Consider the following 25,453-nt stretch of genomic DNA (forward strand, 5'->3'; position numbering starts at 1 on the left):
CGAAAAGGTTTTCGGCATCCACAGTGGCTCCAACGTTCAAGTGACCGCGGTCACGGAAGTTGTTGGAGGCGGAGATGACGGTGACGGCGCGGACCGCCGACCTCACCGGAGGTCGGCCCGTGGTGCCGTCGCGGGGAGTCCTGCGACCGCTGGGCCTGGGAGAGGTTCGCATCACGGGGGGCTTCTGGGCGCAGCGTCAGCAGGTGAACGGCCGCCACACCCTGGAGCACCACCGGGAGTGGCTCGACAAGCTCGGCTGGACCGGCAACTTCACCGCTGAAGCGGGCCAGGGCAGCCGGGAGCGTCGCGGCCGGGAGTTCTCCGACTCGGAGGTCTACAAGCTGGTCGAGGCGATGTCGTGGGAGGCCGGCCGGACGGCCGACGCCGCGCTCGGCACGCAGCTCGACGAGCTGACCGCGATGATCGCCGGGGCGCAGGCGCCCGACGGCTACCTGCACACCGCGTTCGGCGGGCCGGGGCAGCGGGCCCGCTACGAGGACCTGGCCTGGGGGCACGAGCTCTACTGCGCCGGGCACCTGCTGCAGGCGGCCGTGGCGCGGGCCCGTACGGGCGGGGGAGAGGCACTGCTGGACGTGGCGCGCCGGGTGGCCGACCACGTGTGCGAGGAGTTCGGTCCGAACGGGCGCGACGCGGTCTGCGGGCACCCGGAGATCGAGCCCGCGCTGGTGGAGCTGTACCGGGTGACCGGCGAGCGCCGCTACCTGGACCAGGCGGCCCTGTTCGTGGACCGGCGCGGGCAGCGCAGCCTGCCGCCGCACGAGTTCGGCTGGTCGTACTTCAGCGACGACATCCCGGTGCGCGAGGCGCAGGTGCTGCGCGGGCACGCCGTGCGGGCGCTCTACCTGGCGGCCGGCGCGATCGACGTGGCGGTGGAGACCGGCGACGACGAGCTGCTGGAGACGGTGGCGGCGCAGTTCGACCGGACCCTGGCCCGGCGCACGTACCTGACCGGCGGGATGGGCTCGCGGCACCTGGACGAGGCGTTCAGCGACGACTTCGTGCTGCCGGCCGACCGGGCCTACTCGGAGACCTGCGCGGGGATCGCGGCGATCATGGTCGCCTGGCGGCTGATGCTGGCCACCGGGCGCGAACGGTACGCCGACGTGATCGAACGGATCATGTTCAACGTGGTCGCCACCGCGATCGGCGACGACGGCCGCTCCTTCTTCTACGCGCACACGCTGCACCAGCGCACGCCCACCCGGATCCTGCCGACCGACGTCGAGCAGCTCGGGTTCGGCGGCGGGCCGCGGGCGCCGTGGTTCGAGGTGTCCTGCTGCCTGGCCAACATCGGCCGGATGCTGGCCAGCCTGTCCACGTACGTGGCCAGTGTCGAGGGCGACACGCTGCGGGTGCACCAGTTCGCCGACGCCGAGATCGACACGGTGCTCGGCGACGGGCGGCGGGTCGCGCTGCGGATGGCCACGAGCTACCCGGACGCCGGCGCGGTGCGGCTGGACGTGCTGGCCGCGCCCGGCGGCGCGTGGACCCTGGCTCTGCGGCTGCCCGCCTGGGCGGCCGGGGCGGGCGTGACCGTGAACGGGCAGCCGCGGCCGGTCGCGGGCGACCGGGTGCTGCTGACCGGTGACTTCGCCGCCGGGGACGTGATCGTGCTGGAGCTGCCGATGCGGCCCCGGTTCACCCGCCCCGACCCGCGCATCGACGCGGTGCGCGGCTGCGTCGCCGTCGAGCAGGGCCCGCTGGTGCTGTGCGCCGAGTCGCCGCGCGGCGAGCTGGACCTGGACTCGATCCGGGTCGACACCGACACCGCCCCGGCCGGCGGTGCCGCCGTGACGGTGCGCGGGCACACCGAGAACCTGCCCGAGCAGCCGTGGCCGTACGCCGACGCGGGGCCGGTGGGGCGGCGCGATCCGCTGGCGGTGCCGCTGGTGCCGTACCACCGCTGGGCCCGCTCCGGGCCGTCCACCATGCGGATCTGGCTGCCGGAAGCCTGATCCCCCCGAACGCACCACCTGACGCACCACTGCACCATCTGAAATCCGCTCAAATGACCCATTAGGAGTGATCATGAGAGTTAGGAAGCTGCGTGGCCTCGCCCTCGGTGCGGCCGCGCTGCTGCTGGCGTCGATGACGGCCTGCGGCGCCGACGACCCGGCGGCGCCGGGCGCGTCGGGCACCGACGGGGTCGACGACGGCGCCCAGCTCACGCTGTGGACCCGGGCGGCGACCGAGTCGGTGTCCAAGGCGTACGCGGAGGCCTACAACGCCACCCACAAGAACAAGGTGACCGTCACCTCGTACCCGAACGAGGAGTACCCGGCGAAGCTGGCCTCGGCCGCGGGCGCCAAGGCGCTGCCGGACCTGTTCGGCTCCGACGTGGTATTCGCCCCGCAGTACGCCTCGCAGGGCCTGTGGGCCGACATCACCGACAAGTTCGCCGCCAGCGGGCTCAAGGACAAGGTGTCGCCCGGGCACGTGCGGGCCGGCACCTGGGAGGGCAAGAACTACGCCGTCCCGCACACCGTCGACATGTCGGTGCTGCTCTACAACAAGGACCTGTACGCCAAGGCCGGCCTGGACCCCGAGAAGGGCCCCAAGTCGCTGAAGGAGTTCGCCGAGCACGCCCGTGCCATCAACAAGCTCGGCGGCGACGTGCACGGCACCTACTTCGGCGGCAACTGCGGCGGCTGCGTCGAGTTCACCTTCTGGCCCTCGGTCTGGGGCGCGGGCGGCAACGTGCTCGACACCGACGGCAAGAACGCCAAGATCGACTCCAAGGAGATGGCCGACGTCTTCGCCGTCTACCGCGCGCTCTACGAAGAGGGCGTGGCCGCGCCGGCCTCCAAGGACGAGGCCGGTCCGACCTGGCTCGGCGCGCTGCAGAGTGGCAAGATCGGCATCGCCCCCGGCCCGTCGGTGTGGCTCGGCCTCATCGAGGAGAAGGGCGTGAAGATGGGCGTCGCCCCGATCAGCGGCCCGGACGGCGGCGACTCCACCTTCATCGGCGGTGACTCGATCGGCATCGGCGCCACCAGCACCAAGGCGGCCCAGGCGTGGGACTTCCTCAAGTGGACCATGTCCGAGGAGGCCCAGGTCGAGGTCATCGCCAAGAACAAGGGCGTGCCGGTCCGCACGGACCTCGCCTCGAACAAGTACTCCTCGGCCGACCCCCGCATCGTGACCATCAACAGCCTGGTCGCCAAGGGCGTCACGCCGTACGCGAAGAACTTCAACGCCTCGTTCAACGACCCGCAGAGCCCCTGGCTGCAGACGGTCCGCGGCGCCCTGTTCGGTGACGCCGCCAAGGCGCTGGCCGAGGGCAACACCGCCATCACCAAGTCCCTCCAGCAGGGCTGATCCCACCCCGGCCCGGCCGCCGCCCCCGGCGGCCGGGCCACCACCCCCCGATCCGGAGAGTCGATGTCCCCGAAGGCAAGCCGCAGTCGCAGCCGGGCGCGGGCGCTGACCGGCGCCGCGTACGCCGCCCCGACCGCGGTCATGGTCGCGGTGTTCTTCCTCGCCCCACTGCTGCTGGTGGGCTGGATGTCGCTGCACAAGTGGCCGCTGCTGGGCGCGCCCACCATGAACGCCCCCGACAACTACACCCGCATCGCCGACAACGACCTGGTCGGCTCGGCAGTGTGGTTCACGCTGCGCTACACGGTCGTGATGACGGTGCTGCTGTTCGTGGTCGCGTTCGGACTGGCGCTGCTGGTGCAGCACCGGCGGCCAGGCGTGGGCTTCCTGCGCACGTCGTTCCTGCTGCCGATGGCGGTCGGCTTCGCCAGCGCCTCGCTGCTGTTCCTGGGCCTGCTCTCGGACGAGATCGGCCCGGTCAGCGACCTGCTGCGCAAGCTGGGCATCATCGAGGGCTACGTCTCGTGGACCAGCGGCAGCTCGACCTCGGCGCTGAGCTCGACCGTCGCCCTGGTGCTGTGGCGCTTCGCCGGGTTCAACATGCTGATCATCCTCACCGGGCTGCAGGCCATCCCGCTCGAGGTGTACGAGGCCGCCCGCATCGACGGCGCCACCCGCTGGCAGACCTTCCGCCGGGTGACCATCCCGCTGATGCGGCCCACCATCGCGCTGGTGCTGACCATGATGGTGACCGGCTCGCTGCTGGCCTTCGACCAGTTCTGGATCCTCACCCGGGGCGGCCCGGACAACAGCACCACCTCGCTGGTGATGCTGATCTACCGCGAGGCGTTCATCCGCCTCGACCTCGGCTCCGCCTCGGCGATCTCGGTGGCCCTGCTGGCCGTGCTGATCGTGTTCAACGTCGTCCAGCTCGGCGTCCTGCGCCGGCGCGGGTAAGGAAGGCCCTGCATGAACTCGTCGAACGCCGTGAGCCGGTGGGGCTTCTACGTCACCGGCATCGCGCTGGCGATCCTGTTCCTGTCGCCGCTGCTCTGGAGCGGCTGGGCCTCGCTGCGCACCCCGAGCGGCTTCGGGCTGGAGAACTACGACCGGTTGTTCACCTCGGACAACGGCATCCGCCTGGAGCACATCGTCAACAGCGTCACGGTCAGCGCGCTGACCGTCGGCGGCACCCTGCTGGTCTCCACCCTCGGCGGGTACGCCTTCGGCCGGTTCCAGTTCCCCGGCCGCGACGCGCTGTTCCTGCTCACCCTGGCGATCCTGATGGTGCCCTACGCGACCATCCTGATCGCGCTCTACGTGCTGCTGGGCTGGATCGGCCTGCAGGACAGCCTGGTCGGGCTGAGCCTGGTGCTGATCATGTTCCAGCTGCCGTTCTCGATCTTCATGATGCGCAACTCGTTCGAGGCGGTGCCGCGCGAACTGGAGGAGTCGGCCCAGGTCGACGGCTGCACCACCTTCACCGCGCTGCTGCGGATCATGCTCCCGGCGGTCAAGCCGGGGCTGGTCACCGTCGGACTGTTCGCGTTCCTGACCTCGTGGAGCGAGTTCTTCGCCCCGCTGATCCTGCTCAACTCGACCGACAAGTTCACCACCACGCTCGCGGTGGTGAACATGCGCACGGCCAGTCACGGCTCCATCGACTACGCCGCCCTGGAGGCGGGCGTGGTGTTCATGGCGGTGCCGTGCCTGCTGCTGTTCGCGTTCATGCAGCGCAGCTACGTCCGCGGGTTCACCTCCGGTGCGCTGAAGGGATGACCGCTTCGTAGCCGTACCAGCTCCCGGCCGTGCCTGCGACCGCCTACCCGCGCGGGCACGGCCGGGCCCACAGACCTCTCACCGCAGCCCTGTTCCTCACCCCCGTCCCCCACTAGTGGAGGTGAACCACATGCCAACCATCTCGCGCACCCGGCGCAGATCGCTGGCAGTCGGGCTCTGCGCCGTGCTCGCCGCCGGAGTCGGTGCCGTCCAGGCACAGTCCCCGGCCATGGCGGCCCAGACCATCGGCTATCCCACGTTCAGCGGGCCGGCCGTCCCGGCGGCGCCGGTCGGCTACTCGACCGGCAACATGATGCAGGCCGTCTACAACGCCGAGAGCTCCGGCACCGACTTCTGGCTGGACCGGATGCTCGGCCGGTCCGGCGGCAGCGACCCGTCCGACGCCGACGGGGGCATCCTGATGACCCGCGGCCGTGCCCTGTTCATGAAGGTGCACACCCCGGGCACGCTCGGCTTCGCCGGCCGCGTCGCGTACTGGGAGAGCATCAGCGACAACAACGCCTACACGATCACCGCCAGCCCGGGTACGTTCACCGAGCAGACCTCGCAGCGCTGGCAGGGGCCGAGCTACTACAAGAGCGTGCACACCAGCGGCTCGGTCTCGATCACGCAGCAGAAGTTCATCACCAACAACAACGTCGCGGTGACGAACCTGTCGATCACCAACAGCGGCACGGCGTCGACCACGATCACGCTGCGCGCGGTGTCGCCGTACGCGACCAGCGGCAGCGGCAGCGAGCTGACCGGCACGGCGGGCACGAAGAACAGCCTGACCTCGATCACCACGAAGCTCACCGGTGACGGCTTCGCCGCCACCAGCGGCGGGCTGAACCGGTCGATCACCATCGCCGCCGGCGCCACGGCGACGGCGAAGGTGGTCATGGGCTTCACCACCGCCGAGATCCCGGAGTCGTCGACGGAGTACACGGCGTACGCGGGCTACTCCAACGCGACCGCGTTCGCGACCCACGTGCGGGCCTACAACCTGTGGTGGGCGCAGAACGTGCCGTACTTCAACTCGCCCGAGCCGGCGATCAACAAGAACTACTACTACCGCTGGTGGCTGATGAGGTTCAACAACCTCGACGCCAACATCCCGGGGCAGACGTTCCAGTTCCCGACCTCGGTCGAGGGCGCGCTCGGCTACAACAACGCGATCGCGCTGACCCAGCCGATGCACATCGACGACCTGAAGTACCTGCGCACGCCGCTGTACGCGTACGGCGACTGGCTCAGCGTCGGGCAGACCTCCAAGGGCGGCCGGTTCGTCGACAACCCGGGCGACCCGGAGAACTGGTCCAACAGCTACACCCAGTACATCGCCGAGGCGGCGTGGAAGAGCTACCAGATCCACGGCGGCCAGCCCGCGATCGCGGCCAACCTGGCCAAGTACGCCGAGGGTGACGTCAAGGGCCAGCTGTCCTTCTACGACACCAACAACAACAAGCTGCTGGAGTACGACTGGGGCGCGCTGACCGGAAACGACGCCGACGCGGTGTCCTTCCACTGGCGCGCGGGCAACATGGACCGGGGCGAGGCCGCCTACCAGTACAGCGGCGCCCGCGCCGCGGCCCAGGCCTACGCCGCGATCGGCAACACGGCCAAGGCCAACGAGATGAACACCCTGGCCGACCAGATCCAGGCCGCGCTGGTCAACGTGCTGTGGAACCCCAGCACCCAGCTCTTCCAGAACCGGATGGCCTCCGACGGGGCGTTCAACCCCTGGAAAGAGATCAACATCTACTACCCGTTCGCGGTCAACGCGATCCCGAACACCACCACGTACAAGCAGGCGCTGCGGCTGTTCGACGACCCGGCGCAGTACCCGATCTTCCCGTTCTACACGGCCAACCAGGCCGACAAGGCGGCGTCGGGCACCGGCAGCAACAACTTCTCGACCATCAACTCCACGGTGCAGTTCCGGCTCATCGGCTCGGTGCTGCGCAACTACCCCAACTCGTGGATCACCACCGACTGGTACAAGAAGCTGCTGTACTGGAACGTCTGGGCGCAGTACGTCAACGGCAACACCTCCTGGCCCGACGCCAACGAGTTCTGGGCCAACTGGAACGGGTCGTCGATCACGTACCGCTCCTGGATCCACCACAACATCCTCGGCAGCAGCAACTGGACCCTGATCGAGGACGTCGCGGGCCTGCGCCCGCGCAGTGACGCGAAGGTCGAGCTCAGCCCGATCAACATCGGCTGGTCGCACTTCGCCGTCAACAACATCCGCTACCGCAACACCGACCTCAGCATCATCTGGGACGACCCGTCCGACGGCGTGGTCCGCTACGCCGGGGTGCCCGAGGGCTACTCGATCTACATCAACGGCAGCCGCGCGGCGACCGTCAGCTCGCTGACGCCCTTCACCTGGGACCCGGCGACCGGCGCGGTCACCACCAGCGGCACGGTCACGTACAACACCGCGGTGTCCGGCGTGCAGGCCCCGAACCAGGTCGTGCAGTCCGACGCCCGGGTCGTGGACGCGCTGGCCAAGGCCGGTATCGACACCACCCTGCCGGCCCTGACCAACCTCGCCACCGGCGCGACCGTCACCGCCTCCTACACCGGGTCGGGCACCAGCACCGGCAGCGCGGTCGACGGGTTCCCCACCAACGAACCGTTCTGGGGCGCGGGCGGCTCGGCCAACAGCCAGGACTGGCTGGAGCTGAACATGGGCACCGCCAAGACGTTCAACGAGGTGCGGCTCTACTTCAAGGACAGCCGTCCGGCGTCGGCCACCTACCGGGCGCCGTCGTCGTACGACGTCCAGTACTACAACGGCAGCGCGTGGGTGAGCGTGGCCGGCCAGGCCAAGACGCCCAGCACGCCGAAGGGCAACTACAACCTGGTCACGTTCCCGGCGGTCACCGCCCAGCGGGTGCGGGTGCTGGCCACCAACGCCTCGGGCGCCAAGACCGGCCTCACCGAGATCAAGATATTCAACCGCGGGGGCGTACAGCCGCCGGTCTCCACCAACCTCGCCCTCACGGCGACGCCGAGCTGCTCGTACACGTCCGCCTGGGAAGCCTGCGCGGCGATCAACAACGGGGACGAGCCGACCAGCTCGAACTGGGGCGCCACCAACGCGGGCAACCGCTGGGGCACCTGGCCCAACAGCGGCGCCCAGTGGGCGGAGCTGCAGTGGTCCTCGGCGCAGTCGCTGACCAAGGCCGAGGTGTACTTCTTCGACGACGAGGGCGGGATCGACATGCCGGCCTCGTGGAAACTGCAGTACTGGAACGGCACCGCGTACGTCGACGTGCCCGGCGCGAGCGCGTACACGCTGACGAAGAACGCGTACAACACGATCACCTTCACCGGGGTCAGCACGACCCGGCTGCGGACGGCGCTGACCAGCAACGGCACCAGTTCCGTGGGGCTGCTGGAGGTGAAGGCGTTCGCCTGATCCGCTGACCGGCGGGGCCGGGGCGCTCGGTGAGTCCGTGAGCGCCCCGGCCCCGCCGGTGTGTCACCTGGGTGTGCAGACCCGCTCGACCGGCACCGTGTACAGGTCGGTGGCACCGGCGGGCGCGGCCTTCAACGCGCGGTAGTCCTTGCCGAGGTCGTCGGCGAGAGCCTTGCTCCTGGCGGCGTCCATCAGCATCACGTGCACGGTGCGCACCCCGACGTTGGCGTCCTCCGGGTGGTCCGCGCGGCCCAGCGGAATCCCGCCGACCCAGAAGCCGCCCTTGTTGCGATCGATCTTGGCCAGCCAGGCGTACCAGTCGCCGTTGCCCTCCTCGGCGAAGACCCACATCACCCGGCCGTCGCCCTGAGCGGGGTCCGGCCCGGTCAGCGCGATGGTCGCCCCGACCCGCAGCGCCGGTCCGGCGGCCACGAGCCGGTCGACGTGGATCTCCACCATGCCGCAGTCGGGTCCGACCGACTGCTGAGGGCTCGGGGCCGGGCTGGGGCTCGGGCTGGGGCTCGGGCCGGCAGATGCGCTGGAGGTGGAGCCTGCCTGCTTCTTGTCCTCGCCGGGAACCTCCTGCCGGGGCATCACGAAGAGGTAGACGCCCGCGGCGATCAGCGCGACGCCGAGGATGGCGGCCGTGATCTGTCGTGCCTTGGATTCGATCAGAAATTTGATTCCCAGTGCGGCGGCCAGAAAGACGGCTCCGGCGGCAATGAGAATCACGGGTACGGTGACACCGTCGAGGGACACGCTGAGCCCTTCTCTTTGTTCGGCTGACGTTCCTGATCCTTGTTTCCGTTCCCCCGTGGCGGTACTCGTCGATTCCGCCGATCCGGTGACCGATCGATCACCGGTTCTGCCTGCACGGACGACGCCCTGCTCAGTCGATTGGGCTCACTCATGCTAGGAAGCGCCGTCAACCCGTCGCGACTAACTGAGCCGATCATCAGCATGTCGCTGCGGAACGATACGGAATCGCATGACGAATGCCACTCGGACAGATGTCGAAAGATGTTCACGTAGGCATCTCGATCGGCTCTCCGGTCATCGGAAACAGCGCCGGAAAGCGATTCGCAGTGATGGCGCCATGGTCTTCGCCGGGCGGGAGGAGGCGAGCCGGGACGAACGCGTGCCGGCGGGGAAGATCGCGATGCGCGGTGAGGAAGGAGTCGTCGGGGCGCTTCGCGACCTCGGATGCCGATCATGTCGCGAGGGTTGCGGGTTCGGACCGCAGACGGCGATCATGCAGCGGCGGTCGCCGGAATCGGGCGCACACCGCCTCGCCCGCGGTTTCCGGCCGGGTGGCGGGCGGATCTAGGATGGCGGCGAGGAGGGCGGATGAGCCAGCAGCCGACCGCACGCGCCGCGGTCATGATCGACGTGGCCCGCCTGGCGGGCGTGTCGCACCAGACGGTGTCCCGGGTGCTCAACAACCACCCGAGTGTGCGCGAGGAGACCCGCGAGCGCGTGCTGCGCGCCGTCGCCCAGCTCAACTACCGGCCCAACGCGCTGGCGCGCGGCCTGGCCGGGCGGCGCTCGCGCGTCATCGGCGTGGTCAGCTTCGACACCATCCTGTACGGCCCCGCCGCGACCCTGCTCGGCGTCGAACGGGCGGCCCGGCAGGCCGGATACGGCATCAGCATCGTGACCCTGGAGCAGCTCGACCGGGCCGGGGTCGCCGCGGCGGTGGACGCGCTCACCGACCAGTCCGTGGCCGGCGTCGTGCTCATCGCGCCCCTGATGACGGCGGCCGCCGCCGTGAACAGCCTGCCCACGGGCGTGCCCGCGATCGTGGTCGAGGCCGACGCCGCGGGCGAGCTGCCCACCGTCTCGGTGGACCAGGTCGCCGGCGCCCGGCTGGCCGTCCAGCACCTGCTCGACCTGGGACACGAGACGGTCTGGCACCTGTCCGGCCCCCGGGACTGGGTCGAGGCCCGCGACCGCGTCGACGGCTGGCGCCAGACCCTCGAGGCCGCCGACCGGCGGGTGCCGCCGGTGATCACCGGCGACTGGAGCCCGCGCTCGGGGTACGAGGCGGGCCGGCAGCTCGCCGCGCGCCCCGACGTCACCGCGGTCTTCTGCGCCAACGACCAGCAGGCGCTGGGTCTGCTCCGCGCCCTGCACGAGCACGGCATCCGGGTGCCGGAGGACGTCAGCGTCGTCGGCTTCGACGACATCCCCGAGGCCGAGTACCTCTCCCCGCCGCTGACCACGGTCCGCCAGGACTTCGACGAGGTCGGCCGCCGCTGCATGGCGGCGCTGCTGGCGCTGCTCGACGCCGACGAGCCGGTCGCGGCCGGCCACCCGCGGGTCGCGCCGACCCTGGTCGTACGAGCGAGCAGCGCGGCCCCGCCTCGTCGCTGAGTCCCCGGCGCCCACCTGCTCCGGCGGGAGGAGATCGCCTACGACCCGCAGACGCGCGTTGGAAGGCCCAGTCGGCCCGCCGTCGAGCACACGCGGCGGCCCAGGCCGAGCTGGACTGAGCGGCCGGTCGGACCGCTCAGCGGGTGTCGCGGGCCGCCTGGCGCCGGGCGCCCACCGCGCGGGTGGCGGCGTGCCGCTTGCGCGCCGAGGGTGCGGAGGCGGGTGCGGGCTGCGACCGCTGAGACTTGCGCGGGGTCGCGGCGGGTTTGCGGGCGGCCGAAGGCGGTGCGGTGTTGCGGGCGGCACGGGCGGTCTCCAGCCGCTCGGCCTTGAGCGCCTGGGCGCTCTCGCGCGCCACCACCGCCAGGCGGCGGCTCACCCGGGCCAGCGCGTCCTCGAACACCTCGGCCTTGTCGCGGTTGCGGGTGTTCTTCTCGCCCGCCTTGCCCCGGCCGCCGACCGTGGCCACCTTCGCGGCGCCCTGCCGCCGGTAGAGGCCGGTGTACTTGTTGCGGGCCCGCCGCACCCGCGCGTGCAGGTCCAGCAGCTCGTCCTCGTCCAGCCGCGCCAACTGGTCCACTCCGGTATCGCGTACCAGCAGGAGCTCTGCCTCTGTCAGGGTGTTCTCCACGGCCATGACGACCTCCTCCGCCAGCCGAAGGCCGCCCGCCCGGTCGGAGCCGCCGCGGCCATGTCACCCCGCATTCTCCGGCAACCGACACGTCGCCCACAGGGAAAGCGGCGATCACGGATCGTCGCCACCCGCCGGGCCCCGTCCGTGAGAAATAGCCAGCCGGAGCGATCACTCCTCGACGATCGCGGATCGCGGTCGAAACCTGCGCGCCGGGCACCCGATCCGACCCCGATTGGCGATCATCACCGCAAAGATCGCCGTTCAAGGACCGAGGTGGACCTCCGGCGGCGTCGTCACGAGCGCAGCCAGGCGCGCCAGGAGGCGGGGGTGACCGGGGCGGCGGGGTGGTCCAGGGCCCAGGCGAGGTATCCGGCGCGCAGGCCGGTCAGCGGGTCGGGGTGGCCGAGCGCGGCCTCGATGAGCCAGCGCACCGACGGCTCGTGCAGCGTACGGGCGACCTTGACGTAGCCGAGGTCCTCGCAGCGGTGCTCGCGCCGTACGGCCGCGTCGACCAGGGCCAGCAGGTCGCCGTGGGTCTGCGGGGTGGGACCGTGCGCCGCCAGCGCGCGCAGGATCAGTCGCTTGGCGGTCCAGCTCTTGGCGTGCTCGGCCCACTCGTCCGGGAACTCGGTCTCCCAGCGCAGGTAGAGCACCGCGTGCCGGGCGAACGGCGCCAGCTCCGCCGGGGTCGCGTCACTGGTCATGTAGTGCCAGATCGGGGCGGCGAACATGAGGTCGTACGCGTCGCGCATGGCCGCCGACAGCTGGTCGTGCTCGGCCACGCGCTGGTGTACGACACGGGCCTGCGAGCTCAGCCGGGACCACTCCGCCTGGTACATCCGCTCGGTCTCCAGCGCGGTCTGGCGCCGCTCCGGATCCGGGTGCACCACGTCGAAGGTCCACGCGAACCCTGTCAGCTGCTCTGCCTGCATGGCGGCAAAGATGCCAGCCGCCGGGACGACCGACAACGTAGTCCGCTTTGCCCGTGTTGCGTACCACGCCTGTCATTACGCAGAGAAGTCATGACATTACCGTGAGTGCTTGTTTCGATAGTGTTGCCGAAAAGGATTTCATAGACAACCATCAGCGATTACGGACTCCGCTCTCGCCGCACCCATCCCCGAGAAGGGTGAGAACATGTCCGCAATCTCCCGCCGTGCCGTGCTGCGGGCCGGCGCCGTCGGCGCCGCCGCGTCGGCCGTCGGCGGCCTGTCCGCCGGGCAGGCGGCGTACGCCGCGCGCACCGACATCGGTGTCTCGGTGTACCCGTTCCCGCTGTCGGCGGTCACGCTGCTGGCCGGGCCGTTCCTGAGCAACGCCGGGCGCACCCAGAGCTACCTCGGCTTCCTGGACGCCGACCGGCTGCTGCACACGTTCCGGCTGAACTACGGCCTCAGCTCCTCGGCCGCCGCCTGCGGCGGCTGGGAGTCGCCCACCACCGAACTGCGCGGGCACTCGATGGGCCACGTGCTGACGGCGCTGGCCCAGGCGTACGCCAACACCGGCACCACCAGCTACAAGACCAAGGGCGACTACCTGGTGGCCCAGCTGGCGACCTGCCAGGCCCGCGCCACCACGGTCGGCTTCAACACCGGCTACCTGTCGGCGTTCCCGGAGAGCTTCATCGACCGGGTGGAGGCGCGCCAGTCGGTGTGGGCGCCGTACTACACGCTCCACAAGATCATGGCCGGGCTGCTGGACATGCACCTGCTCACCGGCAACGCCCAGGCGCTGACGGTGCTCACCGCGATGGCGTCGTGGGTGAAGTTCCGCAACGACCGGCTCACCCTCACCCAGCGCCAGAACATGATGGACACCGAGTTCGGCGGCATGAACGAGGTGCTGGCCAACCTGTACCAGCTCACCGGCAACGCGGCCCACCTGGCGGCGGCGCAGCAGTTCGACCACGCGGAGGTGTTCGACCCGCTGGCGGCCAACACCGACGCGCTGAACAACTACCACGCCAACACGCAGATCCCGAAGGCGATCGGCGCGATCCGGGAGTACCACGCCACCGGCACCACGCGGTACCTCGACATCGCCCGCAACTTCTGGGACATCGTGGTCGGGCACCACACGTACGCGATCGGCGGCAACTCCAACGGCGAGTACTTCAAGGCCCCCGACCGGATCGCCTCGGAGCTGTCGGACAGCACCGCCGAGTGCTGCAACGTGTACAACATGCTCAAGCTGTCCCGGCAGCTGTTCTTCACCAACCCCAACCGCGCCGACTACATGGACTACTACGAGAAGGCGCTGTACAACCAGCTGCTCGGGGCGCAGAACCCGAACTCCTCGCACGGGTTCCACAGCTACTACATCCCGCTGCGGGCCGGCGGCATCAAGACCTACAGCAACGACTACGACAACTTCACCTGCTGCCACGGCACCGGGATGGAGACCAACACGAAGTACGTCGACAGCATCTACTTCAACTCCGGCGACAGCCTCTACGTGAACCTGTTCATCGCCTCGCAGCTCAACTGGGCCGCCAAGGGGATCACGGTGCGGCAGGACACCACGTTCCCGGAGGCGCCGTCGAGCAAGCTGACCATCACCGGTGCGGGCACGTTCACCCTGAAGGTGCGGGTGCCGGCGTGGGCCGCCGGCGCGACGGTCAAGGTCAACGGGACCACGCAGAGCGGGGTCACGCCCGGGTCGTACACGTCGATCAACCGGGTCTGGGCCTCGGGCGACGTCGTCGACATCAGCCTGCCGATGACGCTGACCCGCGAGTCCACCCCCGACAGCAGCACCACCCAGGCGGTCAAGTACGGCCCGATCGTGCTGGCCGGGGCGTACGGCACCACCAACCTGACCGCCCTGCCCACGCTGACCGCGTCGTCGCTGGCCGCGACCTCCACGCCGCTGCAGTTCACCGCGACCGCCTCCACCGGCGCGGTCACCCTCTTCCCGTTCTACAAGATGCACGGCCAGCGCTACACCGTGTACTGGAACGTCACCACGACCACGCCGCTGCCGCAGTTCGTGGCGCACTACAAGTTCGACGAGACCGCCGGTACCAGCGCCGCCGACGCCACCGGCAACGGCAAGACCGCCACGGTGGCCGGGGGAGCGACCTGGGTCGCCGGGCGCACCGGCAACGCGGTCAACCTCAGCGGCTCCTCGCAGTACGTCTCGCTGCCCGCGGGCATCCTCGCCGGGGCGAGCGCCTTCACCGCCGCGACCTGGGTCCGGCTGGACGCGGTCACGAACTGGGCGCGGCTGTTCGACTTCGGCACCGGCACCACCGCCAATATGTTCCTGGTGCCCAGCAGCAGCTCCGGCACGGCCCGGTTCGCGATCACCACGTCGGGTTCCGGTGGGGAGCAGCGCATCAACGCCCCGTCGGCACTGCCCACGGGGGTGTGGACGCACGTCGCGGTCACCATCGGGGGCGGCGTGGGCATCCTCTACGTCAACGGTGCCGAGGTGGCCCGCAACTCGGCGATGACACTGACGCCGGGGTCGCTGGGCAGCACCACGCAGAACTGGATCGGGCGCTCGCAGTACAGCGACCCGTACCTGGACGGGGCGGTGGACTCGTTCCGGCTGTACAGCCGGGCGCTGACGGCCGGCGAGGTCGCCAACCTGTACTCCACCGGCCAGTGACCCGTCCCTGAACCGCGCGGGGTGGCCGCCTCACTCCCGGCCACCCCGCGCCCCCAGCCCGCCCGCCTGCCCCAGCCCGCCGCCTTCCAGCCTGTCCGTCTCCTGGCCCGCCCTTGGGCCCGCCGCCTCCCGGCCCGCTCGCCTCCTGGCCCGCCTCCCGCCTCCCGCCCGCCGCCTCCGGCCCTGCGCTGTAGATCGTTGTCTGCGGTCGCGACATGCCGCTGAGCCGCAGGGTTCGACCGCGGACCGCGATCATCGACCTGTGATCGCCGTCTGCGGCCACTTCCTGCGCCCAGCGGCGGCTCGAGCCGGCCCGGCCGAGAGTCGATCACGGCGCCAGGGTGGTGACACGCCGTCGAACACGTCCATAAGTTCATGATCAACGGGGCGGAGGTGGGGAGGGGGGTGGGGGTGTTTCAGATGTGGGATAGTGTCTCTGTTGTGGGAATGGTTGACGGGGCAGCGGATTTGTTGGAAGTGCAGCTGGCGGCGCGGTTGTCGGAGCTGCGGGCGGAGCGCGGGTGGTCGCTCGATCAGCTGGCGCGCAGGACCGGGGTGAGCCGGTCGACGCTGTCGCGGCTGGAGCGGGCGGAGATCAGTCCGACCGCGTCGCTGCTCGGCAAGCTGTGTACCGCGTACGGGCGGACGATGTCGCGGCTGCTCGCCGAGGTCGAGGCGGAGCCGTCGCCGGTGGTGCGGGCGGCCGACCAGCCGGTGTGGCACGACGACGAGTCGGGGTTCGTGCGGCGGTCGGTGTCCCCGCCGCATGCGGGGCTGCGCGGCGAGGTCATCGAGGGCACGCTGCGGCCCGGCGCCGACATCCCGTACGACGCACCGCCGGTCAGCGGGCTGGAGCAGCACGTCTGGGTCCTCGACGGCGCGGTCGAGATCACCGTCAACGGGCAGGCGCACGAGCTGGCCACGGGCGACTGCCTGCGGTTCCGGCTGTGGGGCGGCTCCCGGTTCCGCAACCTCGGCGACCGTCCCGCCCGCTATGTCATCCTCTTCGTCGCGCCCTGAGGGAGCCTCCCGTGCACACGATCACGATCAGCCGGCTGTCGGCGGCCACGTTCGAGGCGGACCTGACCGGGCTGGCCGAGCTGCTGGCCGACGCCGTCGACGGCGGCGCCTCGCTCGGCTTCCTCGCCCCGTACCCGGCGCCGGTGGCGGTCGAATGGTGGCGGTCGCTGGCCGCCGCGGTCGCCGAGGGCGGGCACCTGGTCTGGGCCGCGTACGACGGTGACCGGGTCGTCGGCACGGTCAGCCTGGTGCCGGGGCGCAAGGACAACGGCCGCCACCGGGCCGAACTGGTCAAGCTGATGGTGCACCGGCAGGCCCGGGGCCGGGGGCTGGCCAGGCGGCTGATGGCGGCGGTCGAGCAGGAGGCGCGGGCGCGCGGCATCGACCTGCTGCTGCTGGACACCGAGACCGGCAGCGACGCCGAGCACCTCTACCGCGCCGCGGGCTGGACGGCGTACGGCGTGGTGCCCGACTATGCGGCCGACCCCGGCGGCACCCTGCGCGCCTGCACCTTCTTCTTCAAGCGGCTGGCCGGCTAGCCGAGAGACGTGAGCCTGGCCAGCAGCTCGGTGCGGGCCGCGCGGTCGGCGTCGGTCGTGGGCCGCCACGGGCAGGCGAGGTGCAGCGCGGCGACCCGGCCGGTGGCCAGCACGCGGCGCAGGGCGGCCAGGACGGTGCCGCCGTCGGGGCCGCCGGGCACGGGAAAGCGCAGGCCCGGCACTTCGGCGCTGTCGATGACGTCCACGTCGACGTGCAGCAGCAGCGGGCCGGTGGGCAGGTCGGCGGCGTCGAGGCCGGCGACCTGGCGGTGGGTGACGGCGGCGGTACGCAGGTAGTCGTGCTCGGCCGGGTCCAGGTCGCGGGCGTCGACGAGCACGGCCCGGTCCTCGGCCAGCGGCCGCAGCCCCAGCGGGCCGGTGACCAGCTCGGGGTCGCCGCCGACGAGCCAGCGCAGCGCCATCCCGCCGAGGTAGCCGGAGGTGGACGAGGCCATGGTGTGCACGTCGCCGTGGGCGTCGAACCAGACCACGCCCGGGTCGAGCCCGGCCCGCTGCAGTCCGGCGGTCACGCCGATCGCGACCAGGCAGTCTCCGGACACGACGGTCGGCGGCACCGGGCTGCCCGCCACGGCCGCCGCGACCGTGTCGTGCACCTGGACCAGGCGCTGCCAGCGGTCGGCACCGGGGGCGAACCGGGCCTCCACGGTGGTGTCCGCGGCGATCGGCAGGTCGGCGGGGTCGAGCTGTTCGTCCTGGTGGTACGGGATCGCGATGATCGTCATTTCATGATCCTAATCGGCCCGGTGGTCGGGACGCCCGTCAGTTCTCAGCGTGCTCATCCTCGGTGAACTCCCAGTGCGACCAGTTCTGCATGATCGCCACGGCGGCGTCGAGCAGCAGCCGGTCGGCGCGGTGGCGGGGCAGGAACGTCTTGCGTACGACCAGGTGGGCGTCCTCGGGTGCGGCGCCGAGCAGCGGCAGGAGCAGCAGGAGGCGGCGCAGCGGGTGGAGCACCCCGGACCGGCGCGGCGCGGTGGCGGCGATCTCCAGCAGGTCGTCCCACTCCAGCAGTCCGACCGGGCGGCCGTCGGCGAGGTCGGCGACGCGGGTGAGCGCCCGGCCCGCGCTGAGCCGCTCGATGTCCACGCCGAGGTCACCGGGGATGTTGCGCCAGTACACGGCGTAGTGGCCGCCCTCGGCCAGGGCGACCCGCAGCACCGGCCACTGCTCGGGGTCGCGCAGCCGTTCCCACATCGCGTCGGAGTCGGCGCCGTCCACCTCCAGCATGGACATGAGCTGCCGCTCGTCGTGGGCCCAGCCCAGGTAGTGGGGCCAGAACCCGGGTTCGTCGGCCAGGTCGTCGCTGCGGACGAGGGGGAAGTCGGCGCGCCGGAACAGCATGCGGTGAGCCTGCCATGTGGACGTTGCCGGCGGGTGACCCGGCCGGGGGTGCCCGGTACGGGCCAGGTCAGTCACTCGTTCAGGGCACAGTCACCCGAAATTTCGCCTGATACCGTTCATTTCGGACCTCTTCCCTTCCCCCGGAAAGGTACGCGATGACCGATCCCATGCTGCGCGACCTCAAGGAGGTCAGCGATGAGACCCTGTACGTCCGGCTGATCCGAATCCGCCAGCGGTTCCCGACCGACTACTCGGCGGAGGACTACGAGTTCCGCCGCGACACCTGGGAACGCGCCAACCGGGCCGTACGCGAGGAGATCACCCGGCGTGACGCCAAGCCGCCGCCGTGGCTGCCGCTGCCCGCCCCGACCTCCACCGACCAGCTGCGGGAGCACGTGCGCGGCGACGGCCGGGGCTGGTTCGTCGTCGGCGTGCTCGCCGGCGTGGTTTTGCTGGTGCTGGCGATCGGCCGCGCCTTCGCCGCGCTCACCGTCTCCTGAGCCCGCGAGACGGCGCCGTCCCCGGCCGGCGCACCGGGCCGGGGGCGGCGCCGCGGTCAGGTCACTGGAAACGGGTGCCGGCGGCCGGGTAGGACTCCGGGGCGTACACGGTGGCCGGGGTGGAGGCGCTGAAGCCGGTCAGGGCGCCGACCGGGGCGATCGGGAGCTGCAGCACGCACGCGGTCTGGTCGACGGTGACCGTGGCGCCGGTGGAGTGCGAGGAGACGAACTCCGCGTCGCTGAGCGTCAGCACCAGCCCGAGCCGGTGCCCGGCCGGGATGACCTGGTCGAGCGGGCGCAGCTTCCAGGTGATGGTGTAGTAGGTGCTGGTGGACATGTTGGTGGGGCTGGTCAGCGAGTCGCGGTGCGCCCCGTCCATCCAGCCGCGCGCCAGCACCTGGTAGCTGGCCGAGGCCACCGTCTTGGCGGTGTCCTTGTAGCAGGCGTCGTCCGTGCTCGACGACGATCCCCAGCAGGTCTGCGTGGTCAGCGTGCTGATGCCCTCGCCGGAGCTGCGGTAGTTGACCCGGGTGGCGGTGCCGTAGTCGACCAGGCGCGCCGACAGGGTCGTGGTGGCCTTGCTGGACTTCACCCGCAGGGTGATCGTCGGCGTACCGGAGATGCGCAGGTCCGAGGCGAGCACCGCGGTCTGGAACACCTTGCGGCCGGTGCGGGCGGTGGTGGGGGAGCTGACCGCGTTGGCCTCGGTCAGCGACGCCGAGTCGGTCAGCGACAGCGAACCGGAACCGGTGCCGGTGGCCAGCGTCGCCGGGTTCGCGGTGCCCTGGAGCACGTAGTTCACCGTCGAGGTGCCCGCCGGCGGCCACTGGGCGCTGGTCTGCCACACGTCGGCCGCGCGCTCGACGTCGGCCTGCGGCTCGCTCATGATGCCGTTGTCGATGCCCAGCAGCCAGTAGTCGAACCAGCGGTGCAGGGTGTCGACCCAGACCGAGCGGCGCGAGTCGAACGGGTCGACGTGCCCCTCCTGCGACAGCCAGATCTTGCGCGGCACGTTGTTGGCCGCCAGCGCGCTCCACCACTGCCCGAAGTGCACGCCCTGCACGTTCAGGTCGTTCTGCCCGTGTACGACGAAGACGCTGGCGCGGACCCGGCTCGCGTTGGTGACGAAGTTGCGGGCGGCCCAGAACGAGTTGTAGTTGCCCGTGGTCGCGTCGGCGCCGCTGCTCAGCGCGTTGGCGACGCTGGTGCAGGTGCCCGACGGGCGCGAGTTGACCAGCGAGTGCAGGCTCGGCACCGAGCTGACCTTCGGGTTGACCAGGCCGTTGGCCCGGTTGTAGTCGTACCAGCTGGAGATGGCCGAGATGGGCACGATGGTGGCCAGGCCGTCGACGCCGGTGGCGGCCACGCCGTTGGCGATGGTGCCGTCCCACGACTTGCCGATCATGCCCACCTTGCCGGTGCTCCAGCCCGCGGTGACCACGGCACCCGCGGCGGTACGCCCGGTGGCGCGGCCGTTGAGCCAGTCGATGACCGCCTTGGCGCCCGCGACCTCCTCGGCGCCGCCGACGTCCTCGCAGCCCTTGGACTTGCTGGTGCCCGGCAGGTCGGCGGCGATGAACGCGTAGCCGCGCGGCACGAAGTAGTTGTCGTAGTACAGCGGGAACTTGGTGACCAGGCCGTCGGTGCCGTAGACCTTCTTCTCCGACTCGTTGCCGCGGCCGCAGCACTGGTAGTACGGCGAGGCGTCCATGATGACGGGGATCCGGATCCCGGCGGCGGCCGCCTCGCGGGGGCGGATGATGTCGGCGACGACCTTGTCGAGCACGCCGTCGCCGTCGTTGTCCAGCGGGGTGTCGATGTAGACGGCTTCCCGGATGGCGTTGCTGTAGTCGTACACCGGGTCGCTGAGCAGGGCGGCCGCGGCGGTGGGGGCGGCGGCGGAGGCGGGCGGGGCGGCCAGGGTGGCGGCGGCGATCGCCAGCGCCAGCCCGGCCGTCAGGCGGCTTCTGAGTGACATGGCGCATCGTGGCATGGCGAAGCGTCGATGTAAATAGGATGATCTCGATGGAGAGCACAGGTGCGGAACCGGTCCCGGCCGACGGCCACGTACACACCGAATGGTCCTGGGACGCCCCGACCGGGTCGATGCGGCGGTCCTGCGCGCGGGCCCGGGAGCTGGGCCTGCCCGCCGTGGTCTTCTCCGACCACGCCGACTTCACGCCGTGGACGACCGCGCCGGACGGCCGCCGCCGCGTGATCGGCGGCCACGCCGCGACCGGGCTGCTCGACGTCGCGGGCTACCTGGACGAGGTGCGGTGGTGCCGCGAGCGCTACCCCGACCTGCGCATCCTCACCGGGGTGGAGCTGGGCGAGCCGCACCTGTTCCCCGACGACACCGCGCGGGTGCTGCGCCAGGGCGGCTTCGACCGGATCGTCGGGTCGGTGCACTGCCTGCCCGTGGGCGGCGACCTGGTGTACTCCCCGCTGCTCATGGACAGCGACCCGCTCGACGTGGTACGCCGCCACCTGGCCGAGACCGCGCTGATGGTGACACGATGCGACGTCTTCGAGGTGCTGGCCCACCTCGACCTGCCGGTGCTGTTCTGGCCCGCCGACCGGCCGCCGTTCGACCCGCACGCCCTGCGCGACGAGTACGCGGCGGTCCTGGAGCCGCTGGCGGCCGGGGGCCGGGTGCTGGAGGTGAACACCGCCGGACCGTGGCCCTCGGCGCCGGTGCTGCGCTGGTGGCGCGAGCACGGCGGCACCGCCGTGAGCTTCGGCAGTGACGCACACGACCCCGCTGACCTGGGCCGGGGCTTCCCGGAGGCGATGGCCTGGGCGCGCGCGTCCGGCTTCCGCCCCGGCCGGACCCCGGCCGACCACTGGGTGCGGGACTGACCTGGCCCGGGGCGGCCCCGGAACCGATCCCGGGGCTGTGACCTGCGAATACGTGTCGTCCCTGATCGAGTTCGCGGCCAAAGTGCGTTCTACCTGCGGGTATGTGCCACGTACAAGATCGCGGGTATGCCTCCGGCGGTGCCCGAACGCGTTACCGGGCAGGTGGGGAGGCTTGCCCAGGTTGTGCAACCGGACTACGTGAGAAATGATCGGGAGCACCCTGCGACAATGCTTCCTCGTCCCCTTCACCTCGTCCCCGCCGCCGGAAGTAGGCCACCCCCCGATGTTCACGGCTCCCCCCGCGCCGGTGCAGCCGCGTGGACCGGCGCGACTGGCCCGGCTGCGCGTCCTGCTGATCGAGGACGACGAGGGCGACGCGTTCCTGGTGGGCGAACTGCTCGACGAGCAGCAGGCCGCCATCCAGCTGACCGTGGCCAGCAGCCTCAACGAGGCCCGGCAGCTGTTCGACGCGACCGACTGCATCCTGCTCGACCTGGGGCTGCCCGACGCGCAGGGCATGGAGGGGCTGCGCCGGGTGCTCGCCGAGGCGCCCGGGGTCGCCGTCTGCGTGCTCACCGGGCAGCAGGACGCGCACGTGGGCATCAGCGCCGTCGCCGAGGGCGCGCAGGACTACCTGGTCAAGGGCCAGGTCGACGGCGCACTGCTGGAGCGCTCCGTGCAGTACGCGGTCGAGCGCAAGCACGCCGAGGTCAGCGCCGGCAGGCTGCGCGAGGTCGAGCTGCGCCAGGCCGAGTCGGCCCGGCTGGAGCGCGGCCTGCTGCCGCAGCCGCTGATGAGCAGCGACCGGCTCGCCGTGCACACCTTCTACCGCCCCGGCCGCCACGAGGCGCTGCTGGGCGGCGACTTCTTCGACGTGGTGCAGACCTCGCCGCGGCACGTGCACGCGGTGATCGGCGACGTCAGCGGCCATGACGTGGACGGCGCCGCGCTCGGCGTCGAGCTGCGGGTGGCCTGGCGGGCGCTCACCCTGGCCGGGGTGGCCCCCGAGCCGACGCTCGCCGCGATGGAGCAGGTGCTGGTCAGCGAGCGCAGCCATCCGGGCACGTTCGCGACGATGGCGGTGCTCCGCATCGACCTCGACACCGGCCGGGCCGCGTGCTGGCTGGCCGGGCACCCGCCGCCGCTGCTGCTGGCCGACGGCTCGGTCGCGCCGGTCGACGTGCCGTACGGGATGCTGCTCGGCCTGGGCGACGCGCCCCGCACCGGCACCGAGTTCGACCTGCCCGCCGGCCCGTGGTCGCTGCTGCTGTTCACCGACGGACTGGTCGAGGGGCGCACCGGCGACGGTCCGGAGCGGCTGGGCTACGACCGGCTCGACGAGCTGTGCCGGGCCCGGCTCGCGGCGGGCGTGCCGATGTCGGCGCTGCCCTCGGCCCTGGTCGAGGCGGCGGAGGCGCTCAACGGCGGCCCGCTGGCCGACGACGTGGCGATCGTGCTGCTGAACAAGGAAACGGCATCGTGACGACGAAATCGAACCTCCCACTGCGCAGCCTGCGGCTGTGGTCCCTGCGGGCCCGGGTCACCGCCCTGTGCACCGCCGCGGCGGTGCTGCTGGGGCTGCTGGCGATCAGCGCCACCATGCTCGCGGCCCGCAACCGCGAGAACCTCGACGTGGTGCTGAACAAGACCGGTGTGCTGCGCATCAGCGGCGAGCGGCTGGGCGTGGCGCTGGTCAACCAGGAGACCGGGGTGCGCGGCTTCGTGCTCAGCGGCAACGCCGCCGAACTGGCGCCGTACACGGCCGGGCGCGAAGAGGAGGAGAACCTCTACGCGGCGATGATCCCGCTGCTGGAGCACGATCCGCAGGTGCTCGTCCAGCTGCGCCGGGTCCGCGCCAGCGCCAACGAGTGGCGTTCGGTCGTGGCCGACCCGGCCATCGCCAAGGCCCGCGCCGAGGGCCCCGAGGCGGCTCAGGCCCTGCTGGCCGACGAGTCGAAGAAGCGGTTCGACCAGACCCGCGCCGAGGTGACCAAGCTCCAGACGGAGATCACCGCGCTGCGGGACAAGGCCGTGGCCGCGCTGCGGTCCAGCAGCGACGGCCTGGTGGTGCTGCTGATCGGGGCCGGGTTCATCATCGTGCTGGCCGGGGCCGGGTTGGTGGTGCTGCTCAACCGCATGGTCACCCGGCCGGTGCTGAACCTGGCGGCACAGGTGCGGCACGTGGCGGACGGGGCGTACGGGACGCGGATCGTCGGGCAGGGGTCGCCGGAGCTGAGCCGGCTCGCCGACGACATCGACACGATGCGCCGCCAGATCGCCTCCGACCTCGCCGAGGTGAGCGAGGCCAGGCACGCCGTCGAGGCGATCAACGGCCAGCTGCAGGCGCAGGCCTCCGAGCTGACCCGCTCGAACCGGGACCTGGAGCAGTTCGCCTACGTCGCCTCGCACGACCTGCAGGAGCCGCTGCGCAAGGTGGCCAGCTTCTGCCAGCTGCTGCAGCGCCGGTACGCCGGGCAGCTCGATGAGCGGGCCGACCAGTACATCGGCTTCGCCGTCGACGGCGCGCAGCGCATGCAGCGGCTCATCAACGACCTGCTCGCCTTCTCCCGCATCGGCCGCAACACCAGCGGCTTCACCCCGGTCGCGCTGAACGAGGTGATGCGCGCGGTCGCCGAGCAGGTCACCAACGACACGCAGTACGACCAGACCACGCTGACCTGGGACGACCTGCCCTCCATCCAGGGCGAGGAGGCGCTGCTCGGCACGCTGCTGGCGAACCTGGTCGGCAACTCGCTCAAGTTCGCCCGCGTCGACGTCCCCGCGAAGGTGCACGTGTCCGCGCTGCGGGTCGGCGACGAGTGGGAGATCACGGTCAGCGACAACGGCATCGGCATCGAGTCCGAGTTCGCAGAGAAGATCTTCATCATCTTCCAGCGCCTGCACGCCAAGGACGCCTACCCGGGCACCGGCATGGGATTGGCGATCGCCAAGAAGATCGTGGAGTATCACGGAGGCCGCATCTGGGTGGCCGAGCAGCAGACCGACGGCGCGGCGATCACGTTCACGCTGCCCGTCGGGGACGAGGCCGCCCCGGTCGACGTCGAAGCAAGCCGACCGGACGAGGAGACCTCAGCATGATCTCGATGCCCGAAGCCGAACGCCCCATCGTGGTGCTGCTCGTCGAGGACGATCCGGGCGACGTCCTGATGACCCGGGAGGCGTTCGAGGAGTACAAGATGCGCAACGTGCTCCAGGTCGTCACCGACGGCGTCGAGGCCCTGGCCTACCTGCGCCGGGAGGGGGAGTACACCGACGCGCCCGTGCCGGACCTGATCCTGCTCGACCTGAACCTGCCCCGCCGCGACGGCCGGGAGGTGCTCGCCGAGATCAAGAACGACCCGGAGCTGTGCCGCATCCCGGTCGTGGTGCTGACCACCTCGCAGGCCGAGGAGGACGTGCTGCGCAGCTACCAGCTGCACGCCAATGCGTACGTGGCCAAGCCGGTGGACTTCGAGCGATTCATCTCGGTGGTCAAGCAGATCGACGACTTCTTCGTCAGCGTCGTCCGCCTGCCCAACCGCGCGTGACCGCCAGCGCAGATTCGAGTGGCGGGGGGATGCGGTCACTGCGTCCCCGCCCTCGCATGCAGAGGGGCAATTATCATTAACGCTCACCTGCCTGCGCTGGTCTTCCGTAGGGTCAGGTAACTCTTTAAGCTGTCTCCAGGGCTGGCCGCATCGATAGGAGCTGATCATGGCGGCACACCTGGACGCAATGGCCGCCGCGCGAACGCGCCAGATCTTCGAACAGGAGGGAGGCGTTCGGTACGGCCATTTCCGGGTGCGTGCCGGGCACCATACGAACGAGTTCTGGGAGAAGTTTCCCGTCCTGCAGTCACCAGAATCAGCAGACGAGCTTTTCGGGTATCTGGCCGACCTACTCTCGAGTGCGCGGCCAACGATAGTCGCGGGTCCTACGCAGGGCGGCCTTGTTGTGGCCTGGGGAGTCGCACGGCGCCTTCGATGCCGCGCGCTATTTCTAG

General features: G+C 70.9%; 20 protein-coding genes. 14 read left to right on the top strand and 6 right to left on the bottom strand.

The genetic code is table 11. The annotated features are described in order from the left end of the window. The first annotated feature begins 74 nt into the window (after positions 1–74). The 5 genes from QEZ54_RS10435 to QEZ54_RS10455 all read left to right on the top strand — a co-directional run bounded on the left by QEZ54_RS10435 (position 75) and on the right by QEZ54_RS10455 (position 8,551). Positions 75–1,976 carry a beta-L-arabinofuranosidase domain-containing protein gene (locus tag QEZ54_RS10435; protein WP_281304331.1) on the top strand — a complete coding sequence of 634 codons (1,902 nt, stop codon included), beginning with the start codon at positions 75–77 and terminating at the stop codon, positions 1,974–1,976. 73 nt (positions 1,977–2,049) lie between these two features. Next, the gene (locus QEZ54_RS10440) at positions 2,050–3,339 is read left to right on the top strand and encodes a sugar ABC transporter substrate-binding protein (RefSeq protein WP_281304332.1); all 1,290 of its coding nucleotides are present in this window, start codon (positions 2,050–2,052) and stop codon (positions 3,337–3,339) included. Positions 3,340–3,402: 63 nt separating this feature from the next. Beyond that, the gene (locus QEZ54_RS10445; protein WP_281304333.1) at positions 3,403–4,296 is read left to right on the top strand and encodes a sugar ABC transporter permease; all 894 of its coding nucleotides are present in this window, start codon (positions 3,403–3,405) and stop codon (positions 4,294–4,296) included. Positions 4,297–4,308: 12 nt separating this feature from the next. Continuing rightward, complete coding sequence (locus tag QEZ54_RS10450; protein WP_281304334.1) at positions 4,309–5,118, top strand: carbohydrate ABC transporter permease; 810 nt, start codon at positions 4,309–4,311, stop codon at positions 5,116–5,118. Between the two features lie 130 nt (positions 5,119–5,248). Continuing rightward, positions 5,249–8,551, top strand: coding sequence for a discoidin domain-containing protein (locus tag QEZ54_RS10455; RefSeq protein ID WP_281304335.1), 3,303 nt, complete (start codon positions 5,249–5,251; stop codon positions 8,549–8,551). A gap of 63 nt (positions 8,552–8,614) precedes the next feature. On the opposite strand, the gene QEZ54_RS10460 is transcribed toward QEZ54_RS10455, so the two are convergent. Next, positions 8,615–9,283 (bottom strand): hypothetical protein, encoded by a 669-nt coding sequence (locus tag QEZ54_RS10460; RefSeq protein WP_281304336.1) that lies wholly within the window; start codon positions 9,281–9,283, stop codon positions 8,615–8,617. Between the two features lie 615 nt (positions 9,284–9,898). Between QEZ54_RS10460 and QEZ54_RS10465 the strand changes: the two genes are divergently transcribed. Further along, positions 9,899–10,924, top strand: a complete 1,026-nt coding sequence (locus QEZ54_RS10465; RefSeq protein WP_281304337.1) for a LacI family DNA-binding transcriptional regulator — start codon at positions 9,899–9,901, stop codon at positions 10,922–10,924. Positions 10,925–11,060: 136 nt separating this feature from the next. Here QEZ54_RS10465 and QEZ54_RS10470 read toward each other — a convergent pair whose 3' ends face one another. Both QEZ54_RS10470 and QEZ54_RS10475 read right to left on the bottom strand, forming a co-directional pair. Continuing rightward, positions 11,061–11,561, bottom strand: a complete 501-nt coding sequence (locus QEZ54_RS10470) for a hypothetical protein (RefSeq protein ID WP_281304338.1) — start codon at positions 11,559–11,561, stop codon at positions 11,061–11,063. A 290-nt stretch (positions 11,562–11,851) separates the two neighbouring features. After that, positions 11,852–12,490 (bottom strand): hypothetical protein, encoded by a 639-nt coding sequence (locus QEZ54_RS10475; RefSeq protein WP_281304339.1) that lies wholly within the window; start codon positions 12,488–12,490, stop codon positions 11,852–11,854. Positions 12,491–12,695: 205 nt separating this feature from the next. Between QEZ54_RS10475 and QEZ54_RS10480 the strand changes: the two genes are divergently transcribed. The 3 genes from QEZ54_RS10480 to QEZ54_RS10490 all read left to right on the top strand — a co-directional run bounded on the left by QEZ54_RS10480 (position 12,696) and on the right by QEZ54_RS10490 (position 16,729). Beyond that, a complete protein-coding gene (locus QEZ54_RS10480) occupies positions 12,696–15,170 on the top strand; it encodes a beta-L-arabinofuranosidase domain-containing protein (RefSeq protein WP_281304340.1) in 2,475 nt (824 codons plus the stop codon). A 477-nt stretch (positions 15,171–15,647) separates the two neighbouring features. Next, positions 15,648–16,190, top strand: a complete 543-nt coding sequence (locus QEZ54_RS10485; RefSeq protein WP_281304588.1) for an XRE family transcriptional regulator — start codon at positions 15,648–15,650, stop codon at positions 16,188–16,190. 11 nt (positions 16,191–16,201) lie between these two features. Next, entirely contained in the window at positions 16,202–16,729 is a 528-nt protein-coding gene (locus QEZ54_RS10490; RefSeq protein ID WP_281304341.1) for a GNAT family N-acetyltransferase, read from the top strand. Here the strand turns inward: QEZ54_RS10490 and QEZ54_RS10495 are convergent. Both QEZ54_RS10495 and QEZ54_RS10500 read right to left on the bottom strand, forming a co-directional pair. Beyond that, the gene (locus QEZ54_RS10495) at positions 16,726–17,472 is read right to left on the bottom strand and encodes an arginase family protein (RefSeq protein ID WP_281304342.1); all 747 of its coding nucleotides are present in this window, start codon (positions 17,470–17,472) and stop codon (positions 16,726–16,728) included. The two genes, QEZ54_RS10490 and QEZ54_RS10495, sit on opposite strands and share 4 nt — an antisense overlap. Positions 17,473–17,509: 37 nt before the next feature. Beyond that, on the bottom strand, positions 17,510–18,091 hold the full coding sequence (locus QEZ54_RS10500) for a hypothetical protein (RefSeq protein ID WP_281304343.1): 582 nt from the start codon (positions 18,089–18,091) through the stop codon (positions 17,510–17,512). Between the two features lie 155 nt (positions 18,092–18,246). On the opposite strand from QEZ54_RS10500, the gene QEZ54_RS10505 reads away from it, so the two are divergent. Further along, positions 18,247–18,591, top strand: a complete 345-nt coding sequence (locus tag QEZ54_RS10505) for a hypothetical protein (RefSeq protein WP_281304344.1) — start codon at positions 18,247–18,249, stop codon at positions 18,589–18,591. Between the two features lie 61 nt (positions 18,592–18,652). Here QEZ54_RS10505 and QEZ54_RS10510 read toward each other — a convergent pair whose 3' ends face one another. Beyond that, positions 18,653–20,569 (bottom strand): Xaa-Pro dipeptidyl-peptidase, encoded by a 1,917-nt coding sequence (locus QEZ54_RS10510; RefSeq protein WP_281304345.1) that lies wholly within the window; start codon positions 20,567–20,569, stop codon positions 18,653–18,655. Between the two features lie 47 nt (positions 20,570–20,616). Here QEZ54_RS10510 and QEZ54_RS10515 point away from each other — a divergent pair, with 47 nt between their 5' ends. From QEZ54_RS10515 to QEZ54_RS10530, 4 genes are all read left to right on the top strand, one after another. Then, entirely contained in the window at positions 20,617–21,450 is an 834-nt protein-coding gene (locus QEZ54_RS10515) for a PHP domain-containing protein (RefSeq protein ID WP_281304346.1), read from the top strand. 283 nt (positions 21,451–21,733) lie between these two features. Beyond that, entirely contained in the window at positions 21,734–22,933 is a 1,200-nt protein-coding gene (locus QEZ54_RS10520; RefSeq protein ID WP_281304347.1) for a fused response regulator/phosphatase, read from the top strand. Continuing rightward, a complete protein-coding gene (locus tag QEZ54_RS10525) occupies positions 22,930–24,549 on the top strand; it encodes a sensor histidine kinase (protein ID WP_281304348.1) in 1,620 nt (539 codons plus the stop codon). The genes QEZ54_RS10520 and QEZ54_RS10525 overlap by 4 nt, the downstream gene beginning before the upstream one ends. Continuing rightward, complete coding sequence (locus QEZ54_RS10530) at positions 24,546–24,998, top strand: response regulator (protein WP_281304349.1); 453 nt, start codon at positions 24,546–24,548, stop codon at positions 24,996–24,998. The genes QEZ54_RS10525 and QEZ54_RS10530 overlap by 4 nt, the downstream gene beginning before the upstream one ends. Positions 24,999–25,453 lie beyond the last annotated feature (455 nt).

Source organism: Catellatospora sp. KI3, from assembly GCF_029948125.1.
Taxonomy (GTDB): domain Bacteria; phylum Actinomycetota; class Actinomycetes; order Mycobacteriales; family Micromonosporaceae; genus Catellatospora.

Coding starts and splice junctions, on each gene's coding strand:
- QEZ54_RS10500 (WP_281304343.1), bottom strand. CDS start 18,091: ATGCTGTTCCGGCGCGCCGACTTCCCCCTCGTCCGCAGCGACGACCTG.
- QEZ54_RS10450 (WP_281304334.1), top strand. CDS start 4,309: ATGAACTCGTCGAACGCCGTGAGCCGGTGGGGCTTCTACGTCACCGGC.
- QEZ54_RS10445 (WP_281304333.1), top strand. CDS start 3,403: ATGTCCCCGAAGGCAAGCCGCAGTCGCAGCCGGGCGCGGGCGCTGACC.
- QEZ54_RS10495 (WP_281304342.1), bottom strand. CDS start 17,472: ATGACGATCATCGCGATCCCGTACCACCAGGACGAACAGCTCGACCCC.
- QEZ54_RS10435 (WP_281304331.1), top strand. CDS start 75: ATGACGGTGACGGCGCGGACCGCCGACCTCACCGGAGGTCGGCCCGTG.
- QEZ54_RS10510 (WP_281304345.1), bottom strand. CDS start 20,569: ATGTCACTCAGAAGCCGCCTGACGGCCGGGCTGGCGCTGGCGATCGCC.
- QEZ54_RS10465 (WP_281304337.1), top strand. CDS start 9,899: ATGAGCCAGCAGCCGACCGCACGCGCCGCGGTCATGATCGACGTGGCC.
- QEZ54_RS10515 (WP_281304346.1), top strand. CDS start 20,617: ATGGAGAGCACAGGTGCGGAACCGGTCCCGGCCGACGGCCACGTACAC.
- QEZ54_RS10530 (WP_281304349.1), top strand. CDS start 24,546: ATGATCTCGATGCCCGAAGCCGAACGCCCCATCGTGGTGCTGCTCGTC.
- QEZ54_RS10455 (WP_281304335.1), top strand. CDS start 5,249: ATGCCAACCATCTCGCGCACCCGGCGCAGATCGCTGGCAGTCGGGCTC.
- QEZ54_RS10505 (WP_281304344.1), top strand. CDS start 18,247: ATGACCGATCCCATGCTGCGCGACCTCAAGGAGGTCAGCGATGAGACC.
- QEZ54_RS10470 (WP_281304338.1), bottom strand. CDS start 11,561: ATGGCCGTGGAGAACACCCTGACAGAGGCAGAGCTCCTGCTGGTACGC.
- QEZ54_RS10440 (WP_281304332.1), top strand. CDS start 2,050: ATGAGAGTTAGGAAGCTGCGTGGCCTCGCCCTCGGTGCGGCCGCGCTG.
- QEZ54_RS10475 (WP_281304339.1), bottom strand. CDS start 12,490: ATGCAGGCAGAGCAGCTGACAGGGTTCGCGTGGACCTTCGACGTGGTG.
- QEZ54_RS10520 (WP_281304347.1), top strand. CDS start 21,734: ATGTTCACGGCTCCCCCCGCGCCGGTGCAGCCGCGTGGACCGGCGCGA.
- QEZ54_RS10480 (WP_281304340.1), top strand. CDS start 12,696: ATGTCCGCAATCTCCCGCCGTGCCGTGCTGCGGGCCGGCGCCGTCGGC.